Annotated in this window: 22 protein-coding genes; 14 read left to right on the top strand and 8 right to left on the bottom strand. The window is 61.6% G+C overall.

Features of this window, described 5'->3' with window-relative positions:
- Positions 1 to 9 precede the first annotated feature (9 nt).
- Positions 10 to 657 (top strand): class I SAM-dependent methyltransferase, encoded by a 648-nt coding sequence (locus VCK47_RS01570; protein WP_322888976.1) that lies wholly within the window; start codon positions 10 to 12, stop codon positions 655 to 657.
- A 36-nt stretch (positions 658 to 693) separates the two neighbouring features.
- Positions 694 to 2574 (top strand): glycosyltransferase family 2 protein, encoded by a 1881-nt coding sequence (locus tag VCK47_RS01565; RefSeq protein WP_322888975.1) that lies wholly within the window; start codon positions 694 to 696, stop codon positions 2572 to 2574.
- 94 nt (positions 2575 to 2668) lie between these two features.
- Here the strand turns inward: VCK47_RS01565 and phoU are convergent, their stop codons facing one another.
- Entirely contained in the window at positions 2669 to 3376 is a 708-nt protein-coding gene (gene phoU, locus VCK47_RS01560; RefSeq protein ID WP_322888974.1) for a phosphate signaling complex protein PhoU, read from the bottom strand.
- 74 nt (positions 3377 to 3450) lie between these two features.
- On the bottom strand, positions 3451 to 4500 hold the full coding sequence (locus tag VCK47_RS01555; protein WP_322888973.1) for an ATP-binding protein: 1050 nt from the start codon (positions 4498 to 4500) through the stop codon (positions 3451 to 3453).
- Between the two features lie 163 nt (positions 4501 to 4663).
- Here VCK47_RS01555 and VCK47_RS01550 point away from each other — a divergent pair, with 163 nt between their 5' ends.
- On the top strand, positions 4664 to 5026 hold the full coding sequence (locus VCK47_RS01550) for a hypothetical protein (RefSeq protein WP_322888972.1): 363 nt from the start codon (positions 4664 to 4666) through the stop codon (positions 5024 to 5026).
- Here the strand turns inward: VCK47_RS01550 and VCK47_RS01545 are convergent.
- The 3 genes from VCK47_RS01545 to VCK47_RS01535 are packed head-to-tail and all read right to left on the bottom strand — an operon-like array spanning position 5023 to position 7073.
- Positions 5023 to 5544 (bottom strand): gamma carbonic anhydrase family protein, encoded by a 522-nt coding sequence (locus VCK47_RS01545; RefSeq protein ID WP_322888971.1) that lies wholly within the window; start codon positions 5542 to 5544, stop codon positions 5023 to 5025. The two genes, VCK47_RS01550 and VCK47_RS01545, sit on opposite strands and share 4 nt — an antisense overlap.
- Positions 5541 to 6179 carry a guanylate kinase gene (gene gmk / locus VCK47_RS01540; protein ID WP_322888970.1) on the bottom strand — a complete coding sequence of 213 codons (639 nt, stop codon included), beginning with the start codon at positions 6177 to 6179 and terminating at the stop codon, positions 5541 to 5543. The genes VCK47_RS01545 and gmk overlap by 4 nt, the downstream gene beginning before the upstream one ends.
- Before the next feature lie 3 nt (positions 6180 to 6182).
- Positions 6183 to 7073 carry a YicC/YloC family endoribonuclease gene (locus VCK47_RS01535; protein ID WP_322888969.1) on the bottom strand — a complete coding sequence of 297 codons (891 nt, stop codon included), beginning with the start codon at positions 7071 to 7073 and terminating at the stop codon, positions 6183 to 6185.
- Positions 7074 to 7260: 187 nt separating this feature from the next.
- On the opposite strand from VCK47_RS01535, the gene VCK47_RS01530 reads away from it, so the two are divergent.
- Positions 7261 to 7920, top strand: coding sequence for a PAS domain-containing protein (locus VCK47_RS01530; protein WP_322888968.1), 660 nt, complete (start codon positions 7261 to 7263; stop codon positions 7918 to 7920).
- Here VCK47_RS01530 and VCK47_RS01525 read toward each other — a convergent pair whose 3' ends face one another.
- Entirely contained in the window at positions 7921 to 9291 is a 1371-nt protein-coding gene (locus tag VCK47_RS01525; protein ID WP_322888967.1) for a class II 3-deoxy-7-phosphoheptulonate synthase, read from the bottom strand.
- Between the two features lie 161 nt (positions 9292 to 9452).
- On the opposite strand from VCK47_RS01525, the gene VCK47_RS01520 reads away from it, so the two are divergent.
- The 10 genes from VCK47_RS01520 to VCK47_RS01475 all read left to right on the top strand — a co-directional run bounded on the left by VCK47_RS01520 (position 9453) and on the right by VCK47_RS01475 (position 20592).
- The gene (locus tag VCK47_RS01520; protein ID WP_322888966.1) at positions 9453 to 10454 is read left to right on the top strand and encodes a GlxA family transcriptional regulator; all 1002 of its coding nucleotides are present in this window, start codon (positions 9453 to 9455) and stop codon (positions 10452 to 10454) included.
- 9 nt (positions 10455 to 10463) lie between these two features.
- Positions 10464 to 12044 carry a DUF1963 domain-containing protein gene (locus VCK47_RS01515; RefSeq protein WP_322888965.1) on the top strand — a complete coding sequence of 527 codons (1581 nt, stop codon included), beginning with the start codon at positions 10464 to 10466 and terminating at the stop codon, positions 12042 to 12044.
- Between the two features lie 151 nt (positions 12045 to 12195).
- The gene (locus VCK47_RS01510; protein ID WP_322888964.1) at positions 12196 to 13380 is read left to right on the top strand and encodes an ABC transporter substrate-binding protein; all 1185 of its coding nucleotides are present in this window, start codon (positions 12196 to 12198) and stop codon (positions 13378 to 13380) included.
- A gap of 94 nt (positions 13381 to 13474) precedes the next feature.
- A complete protein-coding gene (locus VCK47_RS01505) occupies positions 13475 to 14254 on the top strand; it encodes an ABC transporter ATP-binding protein (RefSeq protein WP_322888963.1) in 780 nt (259 codons plus the stop codon).
- Positions 14254 to 14850: a hypothetical protein gene (locus VCK47_RS01500; protein ID WP_322888962.1), complete on the top strand. Its 597-nt coding sequence runs from the start codon at positions 14254 to 14256 to the stop codon at positions 14848 to 14850. The genes VCK47_RS01505 and VCK47_RS01500 overlap by 1 nt, the downstream gene beginning before the upstream one ends.
- A gap of 29 nt (positions 14851 to 14879) precedes the next feature.
- Entirely contained in the window at positions 14880 to 15038 is a 159-nt protein-coding gene (locus VCK47_RS01495) for a hypothetical protein (protein ID WP_322888961.1), read from the top strand.
- On the top strand, positions 15035 to 15748 hold the full coding sequence (locus tag VCK47_RS01490) for an ABC transporter ATP-binding protein (protein ID WP_322888960.1): 714 nt from the start codon (positions 15035 to 15037) through the stop codon (positions 15746 to 15748). Before VCK47_RS01495 ends, VCK47_RS01490 begins: the two co-directional genes overlap by 4 nt.
- Positions 15749 to 15753: 5 nt before the next feature.
- On the top strand, positions 15754 to 16764 hold the full coding sequence (locus tag VCK47_RS01485; RefSeq protein ID WP_322888959.1) for a branched-chain amino acid ABC transporter permease: 1011 nt from the start codon (positions 15754 to 15756) through the stop codon (positions 16762 to 16764).
- The gene (locus tag VCK47_RS01480; RefSeq protein ID WP_322888958.1) at positions 16761 to 18065 is read left to right on the top strand and encodes a branched-chain amino acid ABC transporter permease; all 1305 of its coding nucleotides are present in this window, start codon (positions 16761 to 16763) and stop codon (positions 18063 to 18065) included. The genes VCK47_RS01485 and VCK47_RS01480 overlap by 4 nt, the downstream gene beginning before the upstream one ends.
- 55 nt (positions 18066 to 18120) lie before the next feature.
- Entirely contained in the window at positions 18121 to 20592 is a 2472-nt protein-coding gene (locus tag VCK47_RS01475) for a penicillin acylase family protein (RefSeq protein ID WP_322888957.1), read from the top strand.
- Positions 20593 to 20634: 42 nt separating this feature from the next.
- Here the strand turns inward: VCK47_RS01475 and hflX are convergent, their stop codons facing one another.
- Positions 20635 to 21909, bottom strand: coding sequence for a GTPase HflX (gene hflX / locus VCK47_RS01470; protein WP_322888956.1), 1275 nt, complete (start codon positions 21907 to 21909; stop codon positions 20635 to 20637).
- Between the two features lie 2 nt (positions 21910 to 21911).
- Positions 21912 to 22145, bottom strand: coding sequence for an RNA chaperone Hfq (hfq, locus tag VCK47_RS01465; RefSeq protein WP_007204924.1), 234 nt, complete (start codon positions 22143 to 22145; stop codon positions 21912 to 21914).
- Positions 22146 to 22253: the final 108 nt, after the last annotated feature.

The raw sequence follows: 22253 nt of genomic DNA, 5'->3' as shown, positions 1-22253 counted from the left end.
TAAACGGTTATGGCCAGTAAAGTGATCGGCGTTCTTCCCGGCGGCACAGCTGAAGAGCCCCCCAAAAAGGCGCGCCGCATGTCCAAGGACACGGTCCGCCGCAAGTTCCTGCAAAAGCTGCCCAAGGGCGGTGTCGCGGTCGAAATCGGTGTCTGGCAGGGCGAGTTTTCCGCGACGATCATCGAATTGATCGCCCCCGAAAAGCTGGTCCTGATCGACCCCTGGGCACATATCGAGGATGACAGCCACGCCGAGGCTTTTGTCGGGCGCACCGGCAAGACCAAGATGGACAAAATCTTTGACGGCGTGGTCAAACAGTTCGAGGCCCAGATCGCCGCGGGGCAGGTGGCAATGATCCGCGACTTTTCGGTGCCCGCGCTGGCGCAATTCGCGGACCAGTCGATTTCATTCGCCTATGTGGACGGCGACCATTCATATGAAGGCGTGAGCGCCGATCTTGCGGCACTTTTCCCCAAGATGAAACGCGGCGGCATCATGGCCTTTGACGACTATCACCGGCGCGGCTGGTGGGGCGACGGGGTGATCCGCGCGATCAACGAATTTCTTGGCGCACATCCGCGCGACCTGCGCATCCGCGCTGTCGTCGGCGCACAGATCGCGATCGAAGTGCTTGATCCGACAGACCAAACCGCGTGATCCTGTCATCATGAAACCACCAGCCACGGGTGCCGCTTGCGTCTGATCGTGTCCACCATGAAGGACGAAGGGCCGTTCATCCTTGAATGGATCGCGCATTATCTTGCGCTGGGGTTCGACCATTTCATCGTCAACAGCAACGATTGTTCGGACGGCACCGACCTGATCCTGCAACGCCTGCAAGAGATGGGGATCGTGACCCATATCGACAATCCGGGGCCCTGGCCGTTCGGCCCGCAGGCCAGCGCCTATGAAAACGCCATGGCCCATCCCAAATTCGCAGAGGCCGAATGGGTGCTCGTCTGCGATGCGGACGAGTTTCTGGACATCAAGGTGGGCGACCGGACGCTGGATGCGCTGATCGCCGTGGCGCCCAGAACGGACGTCTTTGCCTTCGTCTGGCGTCTGTTCGGTCATAGCGGGGTCGTCGACTTCGAGGATCGCTTCATCACCGACCAGATGACCATGGCCGCCGCCGAACGGCAGATCTGGCCGCCACAGGTGCGCGCGATCAAGTCGCTGGTTCGCATGAATGGCAAATACCGCGAAATCTCGACCCACCGGCCCAAGCGGTTGCGGCCGCGCTTTGCCGGACGGGTGCGCTGGACAGACGGTGACGGGCAGCCGATGCCGGGGTTCGACCATCAAGGCTGGATGTTCAACCATGCAGGCGTCGGCTTTGGCACGGCGATCGCACGGATGAACCATTATGCCGTGCGCAGCATCGAATCCTATCTTGTCAAACGGATGCGCGGTGACGTGAACACGACATCTTTCCATGGCAAGATGGAGGAGACCGGACAAAGGTACTGGCAACTGCATTGCTGGAACGTCGAACGAGACCTGTCGATCCTTGGCACGCGCGATCGCAGACAGGCGCAATATGACAGGCTGCGCGCCGATCCGACCCTTGCACAGCTGCATGACGCCGCCGTCGGCCTGCATCGCGCGCGGATAGAAGCGTTGATTAAAACGCCGCAAGCGATTGAATTCAAACAACAGTATGCAGACTATACAACCGCGAAAGTCACTATGCTTGCCGATGAGGCGCTCAGCGATCCGCGCATGACGATCAACCGGCATCACTTTGATCCGGCAACGTTTTTGCAAGCAAGCCAGCTTGCGCGGCTCGACGACATGCGTGTCAGGCTGGGGGCAGGGCGGCTGCCGTGGTATGCCAATATGGATGCGCTGGAAACAGTCCGCGACCGCGAGATCGCGAGCCAGACCGTCGCGGCCTATCATGAGCAAAAGCCGTCCTATGCCGCCTTGCCGCCATTGCCGGAGGATCTGGTCGCAGCGGTCCATGCGCCACGGCCTGACCGCACGGCCCGTGCAGAGCGCCTGTCGAAACTCCGCAAACGTTTTCTAGACGGGATCGCCGGAAAAAGCCGCAAATCATGGCTGCTGATCGGGGCAACCGACAGCGATATCCTCGAGGATTTTCTACAACGTCCTGATATAGAAACGCTTTTCGTGATCGAGCCCTGGGGCATCCGTGCCACGGAAATGACGGTTGATGCGCCCGAAACCGATGATGGCCGCAAGGCACTGGATACGGCGTATCTGGCGACCGTCCTGCGCCACCACGCCGAGATCAAGAGCGGACGGTTGCGGATTTTCCGGTCCTTGCCGCAATGGATTGTCCGTCTGCTTGATGACGGGACGCTCGATCTGGTTTTCATCAGCGGCGCGCGCAAGACGCGGCCAACGATCGCCTTGCTTGACGCGCTAGGCCCAAAGCTGAAACCGGGCGGGTTGATCGTGTTGAACAGCTACCGGGTTACCGATGCGCGCGGGCTGGATACGGTGACTGCTGTGCATGAATTCGTCAGCAAGGCAGCGGACGTATGGCGGATCATGGCCGCCGAAGGCAATCATATCGCGATAGAAGCCCTTGATAAGAAAAACGATTAGCGTGGGGCAGCCGCTATCGCACCATACATGATTTTAACATAATACTGATTATGCGCCTTTTGGATTGTCAGTTCCGACAGCCGGTTCCGCCACCCTATCGCGTGTCGGACACATAGGATGTGCGGTCGCCTTTGGGGCGCGCTTCTTCGGGCATGACGCCTGTGACCAGATAGATCACCTGCTCGGCCATGTTGGTGGTCAGGTCGCCCATGCGTTCGATATTCTTGGCCATAAAATGCAAATGCATGCAGGCTGTGATGTTGCGCGGATCTTCCATCATGAAGGTCAGGAATTCACGGAACAGCGCGTTATACATCTGGTCCACTTCCTGATCGCGCTGGCGCACGTCCTCGGCCAGGTCCGCATCGCCGCGCACATAGGCATCCAGCGTGTCTTTCAGCATCCCTTCGACCTCTCGAGCCATGCGGCGCAAGGCTGCGTCCGATCCGCTGACGGGTGGCATTTCGACCAGCACGCTGGTGCGCTTGGCGATGTTCTTGGCGTAATCCCCGATCCGTTCCAGCGACGCCGCCAACCGCAGCACGGTCAGGATCGCGCGCAGGTCCTTGGACACAGGCGCGCGCAAGGCGATGGTGCGCGCGGCCTCTTCGTTGATCTGTTCTTCCAGCGCGTCGATCACCTTGTCGCCAGCGCGTACGGATTCGGCCAGTTCGACATCGCGGTCCGCCAGCGAGCGCGCCGCATTCATGATCGCATCCTCGACCAGCCCGCCCATCTTGACGATCAGCGTCGTGATCGCTTCTAGGTCGCGGTCATAGGCGGACGAGATATGGTCGTTCATCGCAGGCTCCTGTCGGGAATACGCCGCCGTTAACACGGCAGTGCGGATGCTTTTGTATCAGACAGGTAAATGTTTTATGACAAAGCTTCCACCGGCAAAAAGACCGACACACGCGTGCCCTGCCCCAGTTCGCTTTCGATCAGCAGCCGTCCCCGGTGGCGGTTGACGATATGTTTGACGATCGCAAGGCCAAGCCCGGTGCCGCCAACCTCGCGCGAGCGGTGGGTATCGACGCGGTAGAACCGTTCGGTCAGCCGCGCGATATGGTGTGACGCGATCCCGTCGCCCTTGTCGGTAACGCTGATCTGTACGCCCTGCCCGCGCAGCCGCAGGTGATTGGCGGGTTCATGCAGCGCAACCACGACCTCCTTGCCGGAAGCCCCGTATTTGATGCCGTTTTCGATCAGGTTGGCAAAAACCTGTGTCAGCTGCCGCGCATCACCCGGCACGCGCATCGCATCGCGCGCAAGATCAAGACGGACCGTCACGGCAGCGGCGGCGGCCTGCGGTTCCAACCCCTTGATGACCGAGGCCAGCAGACCGCACAGATCGACCAATTCACGCGGGCGGACGCGTTCTTCCTCTTCCACGCGGCTGAGCGACAAAAGATCGTCAACCAGCCGCGTCATACGTTCGGCTTCATGCGCCATGATCCCAAGAAACCGTGCGCGCGCGGTTGCGTCATCGCGTGCCGCCCCGCTTAGCGTTTCGATGAAACCCAGCAAGGCCGTCAGCGGCGTGCGCAATTCATGGCTGACATTGGCCACAAAATCACGGCGCATCTTGCCCACATCCTCGGCCGCGCTCTGGTCCTCGAAGGACAGCACAATATCTTCTCCGGCCGCAGCAACATGCGCCATGTAAGGCGTGTCCTTATCGCGGTCGCGTGCGACAAACCGCACGGCCGCCGCATGTCCGGACGCCCGCACCCGCCCGATCGCGTCGATCACGCCGGGCTGACGCAACGCGGTGATGTGGTGCTTGCCGATCAGGTCACGCCCCAGAATCGCCTCGAGCGGCGGATTGATCGCGCGGATACGGTCGTCCTTGCCGATCACCAGCACAGGCATCGGGATGGCGGCGATCAGGGACAATGTGGTTTCGGACAAGGTGGACCCTTTCATAAGGCTTGCCCGCTGTAGTGCGACCTTGCCTGCGCACAGACAAGACCAAATGTCGCAGGCGCGATCCGTGCTACACGTCATGGCTGCATCTGCTAAAGATGGCACACGGCAATGTGGAGGAAGGCATGGGTATCATGGGCGCGTCCCCGATGTGGTGGCGATCATGAAAAGTCTCAGGTTGGGGCGCGATTGCACCATCAAGCTCCTTGTTGTCGGAGATGTCAGCCGCTGGCAGTTGCGCGGCCTTTTGCGCGAGGTTCCGAACGGTGCCGAATTCGTGGAAATCGCGCAGCTCGATCCTCTGAAGATCCGGCAATATGATTCTGCGTTGATCGTGACACCGTTGATATCCAACGGATTTGACGCCTGCGACGTGGCCGAGCGGCTGGCTTGCGCGCGCTTCAAGGGGATGTTCCGCGTTGTGACCAGCTACTTGCCTGATGCCGAAATCATCCGGGATGATATTCTTGACATGGCCCCCGGACTTGATTTCGATCTCTTGGTGCTGCCCCGCGCAGACGGCTAGATTGCGCGCAGGTTCTGCCGGAACCGCAGCGCGTTTTTCTGGTAATGCAGCGCCGAGGCTTTCAGCGCAGCGATGCCTGCCGCGTCAAGCTGGCGCACAACCTTGCCGGGCGCGCCCATGACCAGCGATCCGTCGGGGATCACCTTGCCTTCGGTCACCAGCGCGCCGGCCCCGATCAGGCAGTTTTCGCCTATGACCGCCCCGTTCAGAATGGTGGCCCCCATCCCGATCAGGCTGTTGGCCCCGATGGTGCAGCCATGCAGCATCGCCTTATGCCCTACTGTGCAGCCTGCGCCTATCACCAGAGGATAGCCCATGTCGGTATGCAGCACGCAGTTTTCCTGAATATTCGTCCCCGCGCCCACATGGATCGTCTCGGTATCGCCGCGCAGGGTGCTGCCGAACCAGACAGAGGATTTCGCGGCCAGTTCCACCCGTCCGATCACGTAACAGCCGGGTGCGACCCAGGCATCCGCTGCGACCACGGGTTCCAGATCGCCAAGCGCGTAAAGGCTCATGTCAGTTCTCCGAATTGGGCTTGCAGGGTGCGGACATGGTCCACCAGTTGCGGTTGCTGGCTGCGGCGCAGGCGTTCGGCACTGATGATGGTTTTCAGCGCGGCTTCGGTCGCGTCGATATCATCATTGACCAGCACGTAATCATAGCCGTCCCAATGGCTGATTTCGTCCCAGCTTTTCTGCATCCGCTTTTCGATTACCTCGGGCGCGTCCTGCCCGCGTGTCACCAGACGGCGGTGCAGTTCAGGGATCGACGGCGGCAGAATGAAGATCGACAAGACATGCGGGCTGAGGCTGGAATTGCTGATCTGTTGCGCGCCCTGCCAGTCGATATCGAACAGCACGTCGCGCCCGTCCTCGATGGCGGCCTGCACGGGCGCTTTGGGTGATCCGTAGTAATTGCCGAAGACCAGCGCATGTTCGAGCATGTCACCCGCCGCAACCTGCGCCTGAAACGCCTCCTTGGTGACGAAGTAGTATTCGCGCCCGTCCGCCTCACCTTCGCGCGGGGCGCGCGTGGTGGCGGATACCGAAAACCGCAGGCTGTCGTCCCACTGGCGCAATCGCCCCGCCAGCGTGGATTTGCCCGCGCCCGAGGGCGAGGAAAGGATGATCAAAAGGCCGCGCCGTTGCATGGCTTACTCCACATTCTGGATCTGTTCGCGCATCTGTTCGATCACCGCCTTAAGATCAAGGCCGATCGCCGTCAGCGCGCTGGATTGGGCTTTGGAACATAAGGTATTGGCTTCGCGGTTGAATTCCTGCGCCAGAAAATCGAGCCTGCGGCCAGCGGGCGCATCCTGCACCAACAGCGTCTGTGCCGCCGCGACATGGGCCCGCAGACGGTCGATTTCTTCGGTGATATCGGATTTGACCGCGATCAGCGCCAGTTCCTGCGCGATGCGGGCGGGATCGACCTCGGTCACGCTGTCGGTCACCTTGGCGAGGGCTGCGACCAATGCGGCGCGTTGCTGGGGCGCGCGGTCTGCGGCCGCCGCTGCGGCCAGATCGGTCAGTTCGGCGATCCGTGCCAGTTGTGCGGTGATGACAGGCTGCAGCGCCGCCCCTTCGGCGTCGCGCATCTGCTGGAAATCGCCCAGAAGCGCGCTGAAATCGCGTGTCAGCGCTGCAACCAGCGGCGCTACATCGGTGTCAGCCCCTGCGCCGACCAGCACGCCGCGCTGCGCCAGCACATCCGCCGCCGTAGGCTGTGCCAGCGTCACGCCCATGGCAAAGGCACGGTCCTGCACGGTTTCCAGCGCCTGCAGTACGGCCGTCAGTTGCGCCGCGTTCACCTGCAGGCCGCTGCCCGCCTCGTCGCGGGTCAGCCGCAGGCTGATACTGATATTGCCGCGTGCCAGACCTGCCGTGACCTGCGTCCTGACCGCCTGTTCCAACCCTTCAAGCCCGTCGGGCAGACGCAACCGCAGATCCAGCCCGCGCCCGTTGACGCCGCGCATGTCCCAGACCCATGACACAGGCCCCAGATCACCTGTACGGCTGGCAAAAGCGGTCATGGATCGGATCATCGCGGCCCCCCTTATTGGCCCCGCTCCCTTACGGGAAAAACAAGGCGCGGGGCAACCCTGCTCTGGCGCGCCGTTAACCCGTTAACACTTTGTTAAGTGAATCCATGGGTAAATCGGGCTAGGGTCGATCTTGTGTAACAAGTGTTCGTCCCAAATGCGGGGCGGTGTCAACAAGGTCGAGGTTTCGATGTCTATCTTTCACGACAGTTCCGATGCGCGCCGTCACGGCCTGCCGGGGGCCGATTGCCCCATTCTGCAAAGTCTGGAACTGTACTGGCAATCGCTGCGCCATTCCCGCCATATCCCCGCCCGCAACGAGATCGCGCCACATATGATCGACGCGGCGCTGCCCCATGCGTTCATTCTGCAACGCGTGGCCCCCGGTGTCGCGCGGATGCGGGTGGCGGGGCAGCGTATCCACGACCTGCTGCGCATGGATGCGCGCGGCATGCCTGTCAGTGTGCTGTTTGCACCTGACAGCCGCGACCGGATGCGCGATCTGGTGGAAACCGCCTTTACCCAGCCTGCCATCGTCGCGGCCAGCCTGCTGTCGGCGGGCCAGATATTCCGACCAGCCTTGCCTGCGACCATCATGATGCTGCCCATGCGCGACGAGCGTGGCGAGGTCAGCCGCGTGCTGGGTGCGCTGGTCTGCGATGCCAGCCCTGCCAACCGCGCGCGCAGGTTCGATTTGGTACCTGACCGGACGGTGCGCATCGACAGTCTTGCAATCACGCTGGCCAGCAGCCAGCCTGCGCCTGCGCCGCTTCCCGAACCTATCGCCCCACAACCGCAAAGGCCGGACATGCAGCGCCCGGCCTTGCGATTGGTCGTCGATAACGGCTGATCAGCTGGCCTTGGCTTGCGCCAGCTTGTTACGGCGGGCCGACAGTTCCTCGGCCACCAGAAACGCGAGTTCCAGCGACTGTGACGCGTTCAGGCGCGGATCGCAGGCCGTGTGATAGCGGTCCGACAGATCCTCGTCGGTGACGGCGCGCACGCCGCCAGTGCATTCGGTCACGTCCGCACCTGTCATCTCGAAATGCACACCACCGGGGATCGTGCCTTCGGCGTTGTGGATGGCAAAGAATTCCTTGACCTCGCGCAGCACGCTCTCGAATGGCCGCGTCTTGTAGCCGGTCGAGGATTTGATCGTGTTGCCGTGCATCGCGTCACAGGTCCAGACGACATTGGCGCCTTCTTCTTCGACCGCACGAATGAGGCGCGGCAGATGGTCTGCCACCTGCCCTGCCCCGAACCGCGCGATCAGCGTCAGACGGCCCGCTTCGTTCTGCGGATTGAGAGAGGCCATCAGCGCCTTGAGATGCCCCGATGTCATGCTGGGGCCGCATTTCAACCCGATCGGGTTCAGCACGCCCTTGCAGAATTCGACATGCGCGCCGTCAGGCTGACGCGTGCGGTCGCCGATCCAGATCATATGGCCGGACCCTGCAAGCCATTTGCCGGATGTGGAATCCAGACGGCAAAGCGCCTCTTCATATTCCAGCAGCAGGGCTTCGTGGCTGGTGTAGAAATCCACAGTCTGCAATTCGTGATTGGTTTCCGTGGTCAGACCGGCGGCTTCCATGAAATCCAGCGTGTCGCTGATCCGGCTGGCCATGTCGGAGTATTTCTTGACCTCGTTGGCATCGGTGAACCCAAGCGTCCATTTGTGGACCTCGTGGACATTGGCGAAACCGCCTGTCGAGAAGGCGCGCAGCAGGTTCAGCGTCGCCGCCGCCTGAAGGTACGCCTGCAACATGCGGTCGGGGTCGGGGTTGCGCGCCTCTGGCGTGAAATCGAACCCGTTGATGATATCGCCGCGGTAGCTGGGCAGTTCCACGCCACCCACCACCTCTGTCGGGGCGGACCGTGGCTTGGCCATCTGGCCTGCCATACGACCAACCTTCACCACAGGCACTTTGGCGCCGTAGGTCAGCACCATCGCCATCTGCAACAGCACCTTGAACGTGTCACGGATACCGTTGGCGGAAAATTCGGCAAAGCTTTCGGCGCAATCGCCGCCTTGCAGCAAAAACGCCTCGCCACGGCTGACGGCCGCCAGCTGCTTTTTCAGCTTGCGTGCTTCGCCTGCAAAAACCAGCGGCGGATAGCTCGCAAGACGCGCCTCGACAGCCGACAACGCGGCGGCGTCGGTATAATCGGGCATCTGGATGCGTGGCTTTTTGCGCCAGTCCGTTTTCTGCCAGTCGGTCATGGTCTTGCTCCATCCTTTGCGGTAACGCTGGGCGGTATAACCTGCACCGCAGGCAAGGCCAATCCGAAACTGCGCCGTCCTTGCCGAATTGACGTTTGCCCCTTGTCGGGGGTGGCGAAAACTGGTGAGGTCCGCCCGTACATGACCCAGAGTAAGACTTTATGAGCCAAGCCCCCCAGATCATCGACGTCGGACCAGTCGGCAAACCGCGCCGCTTTGTGTTCGTCTTGATGGACCAATTCACCATGCTCTGCTTTGCCTGCGCGGTCGAAAGCCTGCGCATCGCGAACCGGACTGCGGGCAAAAAGCTCTATGACTGGATCATCATCGGTGATGGCGGCGATGTAGCGACCTGTTCCAACGGCTGCGCGTTCAAGCTGGAATCGGATCTGATCGAACTGGACCGCGACGACACGATCATGCTGTGCGGCGGGATCGACGTGCAGAAGGCCACAACCAAGCGCGTGTTGAACTGGCTGCGCCGCGAGGCACGGCGCGGTGTCACCGTCGCAGGGCTTTGCACGGCGGGCTATGCGATGGCCAAGGCGGGCCTGCTTGACGGCAAACGCGCGACGATCCACTGGGAAAATCAGGATAGTTTCATCGAGGAATTCGAAGAGGTCACGCTGACCAAATCGGTGTTCGTGGTGGACGGCAACCGGATCACCACGGCGGGCGGGACGGCCTCGATCGACCTGATGCTGAAACTGATCGCGGATCATCACGGCGAGGAACTGGCAAATGCCGTGGCGGATATCCTGATCTATTCCTCGATCCGTACCGATCAGGACACGCAGCGCCTCTCGATCCCCACGCGCATCGGCGTGCGGCATCCCAAACTGTCCCGCGTGATCCAGCTGATGGAAGGCAATATCGAAGAACCGATCAGCCCCGCCGTTCTGGCGCGCGATGTCGGCATGTCCACACGGCAGCTGGAACGGCTGTTCCGCCGGTATCTGTCGCGCAGCCCGAAACGCTATTATATGGAACTGCGCCTGCAAAAAGCGCGCAACTTGCTGATGCAGACCGATATGACAGTCATCAACGTGGCATTGGCCTGCGGTTTCGCGTCACCGTCGCATTTTTCCAAATGCTACCGCTCGCATTACGACACCACGCCTTACCGCGAACGTGGCAGCCATGCCGCGCGCCTGTCGGTCTGACCGGACGGGATGACGGGAAAGCCGGCAAAGATCGCCTTTGGCCTTGCCGCCATCGCGGGGATCGGTGCCGCCGTCTATGGCAATCTCACCGGCAATATGGCCGTCATGCTGGGCGCGCTGGCAGTCGTGGGCGCGTTGCTGGTCATGGCTTGTCTGACAAGCCGCAGACGCCCCCTGCCCGTGCCGCCACCGCCTCCGCGCGAACCTGTCCTGCCCCCCGCGCCCGACGAGGTCTATCTGGCCGCCGCCGATCTGCATGATCTGGACACGGGCGAGGCGTTTGCCGCGCGGATCAACGCCATCGCGCCAAAGGCCAAGCTGCCGCTGCTTGGCCCGACCGATCTGGCGAGGCTGGGGGCCGTCATCGACGCGCGCAGGCGCAAGAAGGACAGCTTTCGCATGGCACCGCCTGTGGCACTGGTCCGGCAAGCGCGGCGCGATGTCGATATCACGCGCGACGGCACCAGCTGGCTGGGCGGGCTGCCGCATCTGGGCGATACCCCGTGGCCACGGTCCACCACGGGCGCGCCGCTGCATCATGTCGCGCAGATCGCGCTTGCCGCCCTGCCCGACCACGATCTGCCACCACAACTGCCCCGCAGGGGCAGCCTTTGTTTTTTTATCGGCACTGCTGAAGGCCCGGTTTATAGCCACAAGGTCGTGTATGTGGCACCCCACCGGCAAGGCGCCACCCCCCTGCCCGCCGACATACCGCCGGTTTTCGCAGGCCCCGACTGGGGCAGTCACATTGTCGGACATAGGTTGACGGACGCGCCGCGCAGCTTTGCGCGCTGGCCGCTGGCGTTTTTCCCGCTGCCGCCCGATCGCGACGACAGCGCTGCTGCCATGGCAATGGCCTTTGCCGATGACAAAGGCGGCGCGCTTGATGTGGACAGCTATGCGCGCGCGGCACCGGAACTCGCGCGGCCGTGGCTTTGGGACACGGCGCAGCGTGTGGTCAATTCGCTGGTCCTAGCCCAAGAGGAAATTCCCCGCACCATCGCGGATGCTAACAAACGTGTTGCCGATTACGGCGACCTATATATGGCCGAAGCCGCCTATCTGGCCGAAAACGAAGCGGCCTTTCGCAACTATGTGCAAGTGGCGGAAAAATGGGTCGCGGGACGCGATCCGTTCACGCCAATGGCGCAAGATGACATCGCCCTGCTTGAAGCCTTGTTCGCACAGATCAAGACCCCGCAAAACCGTGTGCCCAGCTTCGCCCTGTTCTACCGCTATTCGCGCGGGCATATGAACCGGCTGCGCGATGCGCGCAACGCCACGCTGATGACACTGGCCCGCGCGGAACCTGCCGTCTATGACCTACTGCCCTTTGCCGTGAAGGCCGACCTTGATGCGCGCCACCGCCTGCCGCAACGGGGCCGGTGGCACCAGATGTTCGGACCTGCCAGCGATTATCAGAGCGCCGCCCGCGACCATGCTTATGACCACCTGCTGCTGGAGTTGCAGTCGGATGCGTTGCTGCAATGGATGTGGGGCGACGCGGGTGCCGTCCAGTTCTGGATCAGCGCCGATGATCTGGCCGAAAGCCGCTGGGACAGGGTCGCAATGACCATTGCAAGCCATTGACAAGCGCCTTTCGCGCTCCGATTGCACGACGGGCCAAAAGCCCCCGATGATCGCTGTCTAAAGGCCAATCGCCTTTCCGTTCCTGCTTTCCTTTTGGAAACAGCCTGCTAATCTGCGCTGCAGGATAAAAAGTCCGATAAGGGAGACTACAATGAAAAAACTGATGATGGCGACAACCGCCATGACATTGATCGCTGGCGGCGCATTCGCGCAGGACGTCAAGATCGGTGTTGTTCTGGGCTTCACCGGCCCGCTGGAATCGATCACGCCTGCCATGGCTGCCGGTGCCGAGCTTGCGATGGCCGAAGTCACTGAATCCGGTCTGCTGCTGGACGGCGCGACTGTGACCTCTGTGCGTGCCGACAGCACCTGTATCGATGCGGGTGCAGCGACCGCCGCTGCCGAACGCGTCGTGACCTCTGACGGTGTCAACGCGATCATGGGTGCCGATTGTTCCGGTGTGACGGGCGCGATTCTGCAGAACGTCGCACGCCCCAATGGCGTCGTGATGATTTCGCCATCCGCGACATCGCCCGGCCTGTCCACCGCCGAAGATGACGGCCTGTTCTTCCGCACAGCGCCATCCGATGCCCGTCAGGGTGTGATCATCACCAACATCCTGCAGGACCGTGGTTTCAACACCGTGGCCGTGACCTATACCAACAACGACTACGGCAAAGGTCTGGCCGATGCGTTCCAGGCGGAGTTCGAGGCCGCTGGCGGCACCGTGACCATTTCTGCCGCGCATGAAGACGGCAAGGCTGACTATTCTGCCGAAGTCGGCGCTTTGGCCGCTGCTGGCGGTGAAGTGCTTGTCGTCGCCGGTTACGTCGACCAAGGCGGTTCCGGTGTGATCCGTGCCGCACTCGACACCGGCGCGTTCGATACGTTCTACCTGCCAGACGGCATGGTCGGTTCGGTCCTGAACGACCGTTTCGGGGCTGAGCTGAACGGCACCTTCGGCGCCTACCCCGGCACCGACAGCCCGGGTGCAGCCCTGTTCGTCGAGATGGCCGAAGCGGCCGGTTTTGACGGCACCAGCGCATTCGCCCCTGAATCCTATGATGCAGCGGCGCTGATCATGCTGGCGATGGCCAAGGCCGGTTCGGCAAACTCGGCCGATTTCAAAGACCATGTTTTTGACGTCGCCAACGAACCCGGCGAAGTGATCTATCCCGGTGAACTGGCCAAGGCGCTGCAACTGATCGCAGACGGTCAGGACATCAACTACGAAGGCGCCTCCGCCGTCGAACTGATCGGACCCGGCGAATCTGCTGGCAACTATCAGGAAATCGAATTCGCGGATGGCGTTTATTCCACCATCGGGTTCCGTTGATCTGACCGGACCATGACCTTGACGGCGCGGGGTTACCCCCCGCGCCGTTTTTCAAAGCAAGACGGGCGATAACGCCCGCGCGCGGGGAGCGAACATGATCGTCGTTGAAAATCTGGTGAAAACCTTTGGTGGTTTTCGCGCCGTCGATGGGGCATCCTTGCGCATCGAACAAGGCACGATTACCGGCCTGATCGGGCCAAATGGCGCGGGAAAGACAACGCTTTTCAATGTCATAGCGGGCGTTCTGAAACCAACGTCGGGCCGCGTGACCATGATGGGCGAGGACATCACAGGGCTGCCGCCACACGAATTATTCCACAAAGGCTTGTTGCGCACTTTTCAGATCGCGCATGAATTTTCGTCCATGACGGTGCGCGAAAACCTGATGATGGTCCCTGCCGGCCAGTCGGGCGAGACGCTCTGGAACGCATGGTTCGGTCGCAAGCGGATCGCGGACGAGGAACGCGCCCTGCGCGCCAAGGCCGACGAGGTTATCGAATTCCTGACCATCGAACATCTGAAAGAAGAACGCGCGGGCAACCTGTCGGGCGGGCAGAAAAAGCTGCTTGAACTGGGGCGCACCATGATGGTGGATGCCAAGATCGTGTTTCTGGACGAGGTCGGCGCCGGTGTGAACCGCACCCTGCTCAATACAATCGGCGATGCGATCATCCGGCTAAACAAGGAACGCAATTACACTTTCGTCGTGATCGAACATGACATGGATTTCATCGGGCGCCTGTGCGATCCGGTCATCTGCATGGCCGAAGGGCATGTGCTGGCCGAAGGCACGCTGGCGGAAATCAAGGCCAATGAACAGGTGATCGAGGCCTATCTTGGCACCGGATTGAAGAACAAGGAGATGATCGGCTGATGCGGTGGTTTGCTGTTGTCATTCTGGCCATCTTGCCAAGCCTTGCATCATCGCAGACCGTCATCAGCCGGGCGATGGTTGACGGGCGGACAGTCACCCTTTTGGACGATGGAACATGGCGTTTTGCCGATAGGGATGACACGGGCTGCGATCTGATCGTGCAGCGTGTGGAATTTTGCGGCCTTGCCGATGGCTGGCGGAATATCCCGCCGCAAACCGCCGAAATCACGGCCGCTTATCGCTTTGACGACCGGCACTATGGCCAGATGATCGTCGAGGAACTGGGCACTGTCGACGGGTTGACCCTGCACTTCATGCGCGACATCGTGATCGAGAACGCGGCCGCCGCCGCCGCCGTTCGCCCCAGCGATGTTGTTGTGATCGACGTTTTCGAATCGCGCGTTTCCGAGATTCCGGTTGAAACGATCGTCTATCATGTTGCGATCAACGGCCTGCCAGTCGTTTTCGCCAATGCGATCTACACCTCGAAGAACAGGACCATGCAATTGATCACATTCAGCATCGGGTCACAGTTCACTGACATGCACCGCTCGCTTCACGATGATTTTTTGGCCGCAATTGAAATCGAAGCTTAGTTGATTTCGCGACATAAGGACGAATTGCGATGAAATTCCTGCTGACCATTCTGTTGGGGGCCGTCATCGGCTCTGCCGGCACCTTCTACTACATCTATCAAAACCACGCCGACGCCGCCGAACAGGCGCTGATGCGTGACACCTTGACCGGCTACGCGCCCTTCCTTGCGGAGTATGTGAACCCGTGAGCGAACCTTTCCTGATTGGCGACTCCATGACCGGCGGTTATGGCAAGGGCCCCGATATTCTGCACGGCTGCACCATCGCGGTCGAAAAAGGCGAAATCGCCGTAATCGTCGGCCCCAATGGCGCAGGCAAATCCACCGCGATGAAAGCCGTGTTCGGCATGCTGAACGTGAACAGCGGTGCTGTGCGGCTGGACGGCGAGGATATCACCCACCTCACCCCGCAACAGCGCGTGGTCAAGGGCATGGGCTTTGTGCCGCAGACCTCCAACATCTTCACCTCGATGACGGTGGAAGAGAACCTCGAGATGGGCGCCTTCATCCGCCGCGACGATTTCAGCGATACGATGGCGCAGGTCTACGACCTGTTCCCGATCCTGAAAGAAAAGCGCCATCAGGCCGCGGGCGAATTGTCGGGCGGTCAACGCCAGCAGGTCGCCGTGGGCCGCGCACTGATGACCAAGCCCAAGGTCCTGATGCTGGATGAACCGACCGCGGGCGTCAGCCCGATCGTGATGGACGAATTGTTCGACCGCATCATCGAGGTCGCCCGCACCGGTATCCCGATCCTGATGGTCGAACAGAACGCGCGCCAAGCGCTTGAAATTGCAGACAAAGCCTATGTGCTGGTGCAGGGCCGCAACGCCCATACCGGCACGGGCAAGGAATTGCTGGCCGATCCCGAAGTCCGCCGCAGCTTTTTGGGGGGATAAGGGATATGGATTTTCTCAACGCCATCGTCGTGCTGGCCAATTTCGTCATCGTGCCGGGCCTTGCCTATGGCGCGCAACTGGCGCTGGGCGCGCTGGGGGTCACGCTGATCTACGGGATCTTGCGGTTTTCGAACTTTGCCCATGGCGACACCATGGCCTTTGGCACCGCCATCACGATCATCGGCACCAATGCCCTGATCGCCGCTGGTATCACATTCGGCCCGCTGCCCACCGCGCTGATCGCCCTGCCCCTCGGGATCGCGGTCACCTGTCTGCTGCTGCTTGGCACCGACTGGGCAGTCTACAAATTCTACCGCACCAAGAAAGCGGCCCCTGTGATTCTTGTGATCGTGTCGATGGGTGTGATGTTCATTATGAACGGCATCGTGCGTTTCATCATCGGTGTGGGTGACGTCAATTTCGCCGATGGCGAACGCTTCGTCGTGACCGCGCGCGGTTTCCGTGACGCGACAGGCTTGGCCGAGGGACTCGCAATCCGCACCACACAGGTCATTACCGTTGTCGTGGCCCTGTTCGCCATGGCCCTGTTGTTCTGGTTCCTCAACAAGACCCGCACTGGCAAATCCATGCGCGCCTTTTCCGACAATGAAGATCTGGCACTGCTGTCGGGCATCAACCCCGACTGGGTGGTCAAGGTGACGTGGATGATCGTTGCAGCCCTCGCCACCACGGCGGGTGTGCTTTACGGGCTTGATAAGTCCTTCAAAGCCTTCACCTATTTCCAGCTGCTGTTGCCGATCTTTGCGGCGGCCATCGTGGGCGGGCTTGGCAGCCCCTTGGGCGCCATCGCGGGCGGGTTCGTCATCGCCTTCAGCGAGGTCACCGTGACCTATGCATGGCGGCGCGTTGTGGCTTACCTCGTCCCCGAGGATATGGCCCCCGAGGGTCTGCTCCAGCTTATGTCGACCGACTATAAATTTGCCGTCAGCTTTGCGATCCTGATCGTGGTCTTGCTGTTCAAGCCGACCGGCCTGTTCAAAGGGAAATCCGTATGAACCCCGCTATCCGCACCCCGCTGCTGTTCGGTTTCGTCGCACTTTTGATGATCGGAACGGGGATCGTGCAGGGCTGGAACTCTGCCCTGTTGATCCTGAACATGGGGCTGATTTCCGCGATCATGGCGCTGGGCGTCAACCTGCAATGGGGCTTTGCCGGCCTCTTCAACATCGGGGTGATGGGGTTTGTGGCCCTCGGCGGTCTGGCCGCCGTGCTGATCTCCACCCCGCCGACACCGGGGGCATGGGCCGCGGGCGGCCTGAATATCGTGATCGGGCTTCTGCTTGGGGCGGCAACCGTGGTCGGTGCCATCCTTGCGCAAAGCCGGATGGCTGCGGGGCGCCTGCGCACACTGACGACGCTGGCGATCCTGATCGCAGGCTTCTTCGTTTACCGCGCTGTTTTCGATTCGGGTGTTGCTGCCGTAGAGGCGATCAACCCGTCCATCAGCGGCAATATCGGCGGTCTTAACCTGCCCGTGTTGCTGTCTTGGCCTGTGGGTGGTCTGCTGGCGGCGGGGGCGGCATGGATCATCGGCAAGACGGCGCTCGGCCTGCGGTCCGACTATCTAGCGATTGCAACGCTTGGCATTGCGGAAATCATCATCGCCGTTCTGAAAAACGAGGACTGGCTGTCGCGCGGCGTCAAGAATGTCATCGGCTTGCCACGGCCTGTGCCCTTCGAGATCGAGTTGCAGCAAGACCCTGCCTTTGTCGAACGCGCGCTGAGTCTGGGTATGAACCCCGTCACAGCGTCGGGGATCTATACAAAACTGGCCTATGCGGGCCTGTTCGTCGTGGTCCTGCTGATCCTGCTCTGGATGGCGCAAATGGCGCTGAAAAGCCCGTGGGGCCGCATGATGCGCGCGATCCGCGACAACGAGACCGCCGCCCGCGCGATGGGTAAGGATGTAACGGCACGGCATTTGCAGATCTTCATCCTCGGCTCGGCCATCTGCGGTGTCGCGGGCGCGATGATGACGACACTCGACGGCCAGTTGACGCCCGGCAGTTATCAGCCCTTGCGCTTTACCTTCCTTGTCTGGGTCATGGTGATCGTCGGCGGATCGGGCAACAATTTCGGGGCCGTTCTGGGCGGTATCCTGATCTGGTGGCTATGGGTGCAGGTGGAACCGATGGGCCTTGCGCTGATGCAGCTTTTGTCAAGCGGGCTGGAAGATGGCAGCGCCTTGCAGACACGCATGATCGACGCCGCTGCCCATATGCGCCTGCTGACCATGGGCCTTTTGATGCTGATCGTGCTGCGGTTCAGCCCGCGCGGGTTGATCCCCGAACGCTGACTTGTTCTTGGCCCCCGCCTTGATAGAAAGGCGGGGGAATTGAATGGGGTAAAGCATGATCAAGCTGTTTCGCTGGGCTGTCCGACTGACCACCGCGCTGATCGTGCTGGTGGTCGCGGCCGGTGTGCTGGCCTGGTATTTCGCCACAAGGTCCCTGCCCGACTATAACGCCACCGCCGAGGTCGCGGGCATCACAGCGCCTTTGGAAATCGTACGCGACAACGCCAATGTGCCGCATATCTTCGGCGCGACGGACGCGGATGTGTTCTTTGGCCTTGGCTATGCCCATGCGCAGGACCGACTGTGGCAGATGACGATGCTGCGCCGCACCGTGCAAGGGCGGCTGTCAGAGCTTTATGGCACCCGCACCCTTGGCATTGACGAGGTGCTGCGGCGCTATGACCTCTACACTGCCGCCACAGCCTCGGTCGCGGCACAGGACGCGCAAACGCTGGCCGCACTCGAGGCTTACGCCGATGGCGTGAACACATGGCTCGAAGAGGTGAACAAAGGCGCCTTGGGCCGTGGTGCGCCCGAAATGTGGCTGTTCAACCATCCCGTTGCCCCTTGGCAGCCCGCCGATTCCATCGCGATCCTGAAGCTGATGGCGCTGCAACTGACATCAAGCCTTGAAAACGAGGTGCTGCGCGCGCGCGTGTCGCTGGTCGTCAGTCAGGACCGGCTGCGCGATATCCTGCCCGATGATCCCAGCAGCGGCGTCGCGGCCTTGCCGTCATTCGCCGAACTGGTGCCGGGTGTCACCCCGAACCAGCCCAGCACCCGCATGGCCTATGATCCGTTGATGCCGGTGCCGCCGCGTGCCTTTGCGGGGGCGTCGAACGCATGGGCCGCCAATGCCACGCGGTCGGCGACAGGATCGACCCTGCTGGCCAATGACCCGCATCTGGGGCTGACCGCGCCCAGCATCTGGTTTCTGGCGCGGCTCGAACTAGAGGACGGCGGCGTGATCGGAGGCACCATTCCCGGCGTGCCCGTAATCCTGACAGGCCGCAGCGTCAATCTGGGCTGGGGGCTGACCACGGCCAATGTCGACGATCAGGACGTGTTTCTGGAAGAGGTGAACCCCGCCAACCCCGACGAATACCGTGGCCTTGACGGCTGGCAGAGCTTTCGCAGCCGCGACAGTATCATCACGGTCAAGGACGCGCCCGCCGTCACGATCCGCCTGCGCTGGACCGAAAACGGGCCGGTGATGCCGCCCAATCAGTTCGATCTGGGCACGATCACGCCCCCCGGCCATGTCACCGCCATTGGCTGGACCGCCTTGTCGCCGTCGGACACGTCGATGTCGGCCGCCATGGCGCTGATGCGCGCGCGCAACGTGGATCAGGCCGTCGAGGCCGGTGAATTGCATGTGGCACCCGCGCAGAACATCACGCTGGCTGACCGCAACCGCGTGGCGATGCAGACCATCGGCGCGATGCCGATCCGCGACGCGAACCACCAAAGCCAAGGCCGCTATCCCAGTTTCGGCTATCTGCCGCAAAACCGCTGGCAGGGCATGTTTGCCTATGCCGAGAATCCCCGTTTCGTGAACCCCGAAGGCGGGATCGTCGGCAATACCAACAACAAGATGATCGACCGCCCCTTTCCGCGCCATGTCTCCTTCGACTGGGGCGACACCCAGCGCGTGATCCGCTGGCGGCGGTTGATGCAGGCGCGCGAGGTGCATACCCGCGACAGTTTCATCGAAGCGCAGCTGGATACCGTCAGTTTCACCGCCCGCACACTGTTGACCTTCATGGGGGCCGATCTGTGGTTTACAGGCGATGCCGCCCCCGACGGCACGCCCGAACGGCGCCGCCAGATCGCGCTGGAACTGCTGGCCGCGTGGAACGGCGAGATGAACGAACATCTGCCCGAACCGCTGATCTATGCCGCCTGGGCGCGGGCCTTTCAGGCGCGGGTGATCCGCGACGAACTGGGGCCGCTCGCCGCCGAATTCACCCATCTGGACCCTGTGTTTCTGGAACGGATTTTCCGCGACATCGACGGTGCCTCCGTCTGGTGCGACGTGATCCAATCTGCCCCCGTCGAGACCTGTTCGGATATTGCCCGTCAGGCGCTGGACGAGGCGCTGATCTGGATCACTGAAAACCACGGCACCGCGATCGAGGCCGTGCGCTGGGGCGACGCGCATGAGGCGACGCATGACCATCCAGTTCTGGGCACGACCCCGATTCTGAGCTGGATCGTCAATATCCGCCAATCCACCAGCGGCGGCGACAACACGCTGATGCGCGGGCGTACGCGCGGCACGGGTCCGGCACCATTCCAGAACGTGCATGCCGCGGGGTATCGCGGGGTTTATGATTTCGCCGATCCCGACAGTTCGGTATTCATCTCGTCCACCGGACAATCCGGCCATCCGTTTTCGCGCTATTACGACAACTTGGGCGAATTGTGGCGGCGCGGCGAGTATATCCCGATGTCGCTGGACCCCGATCTGGCCCGTGCGGCGGCGGTGGGTGTGACGACGCTGGTGCCGGTGGAAAGCGCGGAATAGAACTTTCATGCCTCCGGCGGGGATATTTGAGCTCGGAAGATGTTAAAGGCGGTTGAACCGTTCCTGCTGCAGGGCTGTCCACAGCACTGTCATGCGGTAGCCCTCGTCCGTCTGCTGGTCGTCGGTGACGATGCCGGCCTCGAACAACCAGGCGCGTTTGCGGCCTTCGGCGAAGCTCAGGGTCAGGACCGCTTCTGATCGCGGATCTTTCAGTTTTTCGGGGATCGCGGCCAGCAAGGCAGCCATGCCTTCGCCGGTGAGCGCGGAGACGGCAAAAAGGTCATCGGTGCGCGCGGCCTGATTGACGCGGCCTTCATAGGCTTCGCCTTCGAGCAGATCGACCTTGTTCCACACCTCGATCAGGGGCGCGTTTTCGGCGACACCGAGTTTCTGCAGGATCGCCATGACATCGCGCGCCTGTTCTTCGGTCTGGTTGTGGCTGATGTCACGGATATGCAGGATCAGGTCGGCGTCCAGCACTTCCTCCAATGTGGCGCGGAAGGCCGCGACCAGTTCGGTCGGCAGGTCGGATATGAAACCCACCGTGTCGGACATGATGATCTCGTCACCCGTGGGCAGTGTGATCTTGCGCATCGTGGGGTCGAGCGTGGCAAAGAGCATATCCTTGGCCAGCACATCGGCGCCCGTCAGCATGTTGAACAGCGTGGATTTGCCCGCGTTGGTATAGCCGACAAGCGCGACAATCGGGAACGGCACCTTGGCGCGCGACGCGCGATGTAGCGCGCGGGTTTTGCCCACTTTTTCCAGCTGGCGGCGCAGGCGCACCAACTGGTCGTCGATGGCGCGGCGGTCGGCCTCGATCTGGGTTTCACCCGGACCGCCGACAAAGCCAAGCCCGCCGCGCTGGCGTTCAAGGTGGGTCCAGGCCCGGACCAGTCGCGTGCGCTGATAGGACAAGGCGGCCATTTCGACCTGCAACACACCTTCGGAGGTGCGCGCGCGGTCACTGAAAATCTCCAAAATCAGGCCGGTCCGGTCCAGCAGTTTGACCCCCCATGCCTTTTCAAGGTTGCGCTGTTGCACGGGTGTGACGGGGCCATCGACCAGCACCAGCTCAACCTTGGCCTCGGCGAAGGCCACGCGCAGTTCCTCGATCTTGCCTTTGCCAAAGAGCTTGCCCGCATGCAGTTTGGGCAGACGCACGATATCGGCACCGACCACGTCAAGGTCGGGCAAAGCGGCAGCCAAGGCCACCGCCTCGGCCAGCGCGGGCGCGGGGGCACGACGGCTGTGGTCGGATTTCAGTTCCGGGTGCAGCACCCAGGCCCGCGTGACGGGCTTGTCGTGTTCTAGCAAAGCTATTCTTCGCCTTCATATAGACTGATAGGCTGCGCCGGCATGATGGTCGAAATCGCGCTTTTGTAGACAAGCTGTGATTGACCATCGCGGCGCAGCAACACGCAGAAGCTGTCAAACCAGGTGATCACCCCCTGCAATTTGACACCGTTGACCAGAAAGATCGTGACAGGAACCTTGGTCTTTCGGACATGGTTCAGAAACGCATCCTGCAGATTTGCTTTATCGGCGGCCATAACGACACCCTTTTTTTGTTCTTGTGGCCGCAGACCGGCCCCCCCGTTTCAACCGCAGTATGTCGTGCCGCCAACAGAGTTTCCAGCCCCAAAAATCAGCCGCTTGCA

This window comes from Yoonia sp. 72, from assembly GCF_034652275.1.
Classification (GTDB): Bacteria; Pseudomonadota; Alphaproteobacteria; order Rhodobacterales; family Rhodobacteraceae; genus Yoonia.
The sequence above is the reverse complement of the archived record's forward strand: the minus strand, read 5'-3'. Positions and strand labels throughout refer to the sequence as shown.

Coding starts and splice junctions, on each gene's coding strand:
- VCK47_RS01570 (WP_322888976.1), top strand. CDS start 10: ATGGCCAGTAAAGTGATCGGCGTTCTTCCCGGCGGCACAGCTGAAGAG.
- gmk (WP_322888970.1), bottom strand. CDS start 6,179: ATGCAACGGCGCGGCCTTTTGATCATCCTTTCCTCGCCCTCGGGCGCG.
- VCK47_RS01475 (WP_322888957.1), top strand. CDS start 18,121: ATGATCAAGCTGTTTCGCTGGGCTGTCCGACTGACCACCGCGCTGATC.
- VCK47_RS01515 (WP_322888965.1), top strand. CDS start 10,464: ATGACGGGAAAGCCGGCAAAGATCGCCTTTGGCCTTGCCGCCATCGCG.
- VCK47_RS01525 (WP_322888967.1), bottom strand. CDS start 9,291: ATGACCGACTGGCAGAAAACGGACTGGCGCAAAAAGCCACGCATCCAG.
- VCK47_RS01535 (WP_322888969.1), bottom strand. CDS start 7,073: ATGATCCGATCCATGACCGCTTTTGCCAGCCGTACAGGTGATCTGGGG.
- VCK47_RS01520 (WP_322888966.1), top strand. CDS start 9,453: ATGAGCCAAGCCCCCCAGATCATCGACGTCGGACCAGTCGGCAAACCG.
- VCK47_RS01480 (WP_322888958.1), top strand. CDS start 16,761: ATGAACCCCGCTATCCGCACCCCGCTGCTGTTCGGTTTCGTCGCACTT.
- VCK47_RS01510 (WP_322888964.1), top strand. CDS start 12,196: ATGAAAAAACTGATGATGGCGACAACCGCCATGACATTGATCGCTGGC.
- VCK47_RS01500 (WP_322888962.1), top strand. CDS start 14,254: ATGCGGTGGTTTGCTGTTGTCATTCTGGCCATCTTGCCAAGCCTTGCA.
- VCK47_RS01495 (WP_322888961.1), top strand. CDS start 14,880: ATGAAATTCCTGCTGACCATTCTGTTGGGGGCCGTCATCGGCTCTGCC.
- VCK47_RS01545 (WP_322888971.1), bottom strand. CDS start 5,544: ATGAGCCTTTACGCGCTTGGCGATCTGGAACCCGTGGTCGCAGCGGAT.
- VCK47_RS01550 (WP_322888972.1), top strand. CDS start 4,664: ATGAAAAGTCTCAGGTTGGGGCGCGATTGCACCATCAAGCTCCTTGTT.
- VCK47_RS01555 (WP_322888973.1), bottom strand. CDS start 4,500: ATGAAAGGGTCCACCTTGTCCGAAACCACATTGTCCCTGATCGCCGCC.
- VCK47_RS01505 (WP_322888963.1), top strand. CDS start 13,475: ATGATCGTCGTTGAAAATCTGGTGAAAACCTTTGGTGGTTTTCGCGCC.
- hfq (WP_007204924.1), bottom strand. CDS start 22,145: ATGGCCGCCGATAAAGCAAATCTGCAGGATGCGTTTCTGAACCATGTC.
- VCK47_RS01485 (WP_322888959.1), top strand. CDS start 15,754: ATGGATTTTCTCAACGCCATCGTCGTGCTGGCCAATTTCGTCATCGTG.
- VCK47_RS01530 (WP_322888968.1), top strand. CDS start 7,261: ATGTCTATCTTTCACGACAGTTCCGATGCGCGCCGTCACGGCCTGCCG.
- phoU (WP_322888974.1), bottom strand. CDS start 3,376: ATGAACGACCATATCTCGTCCGCCTATGACCGCGACCTAGAAGCGATC.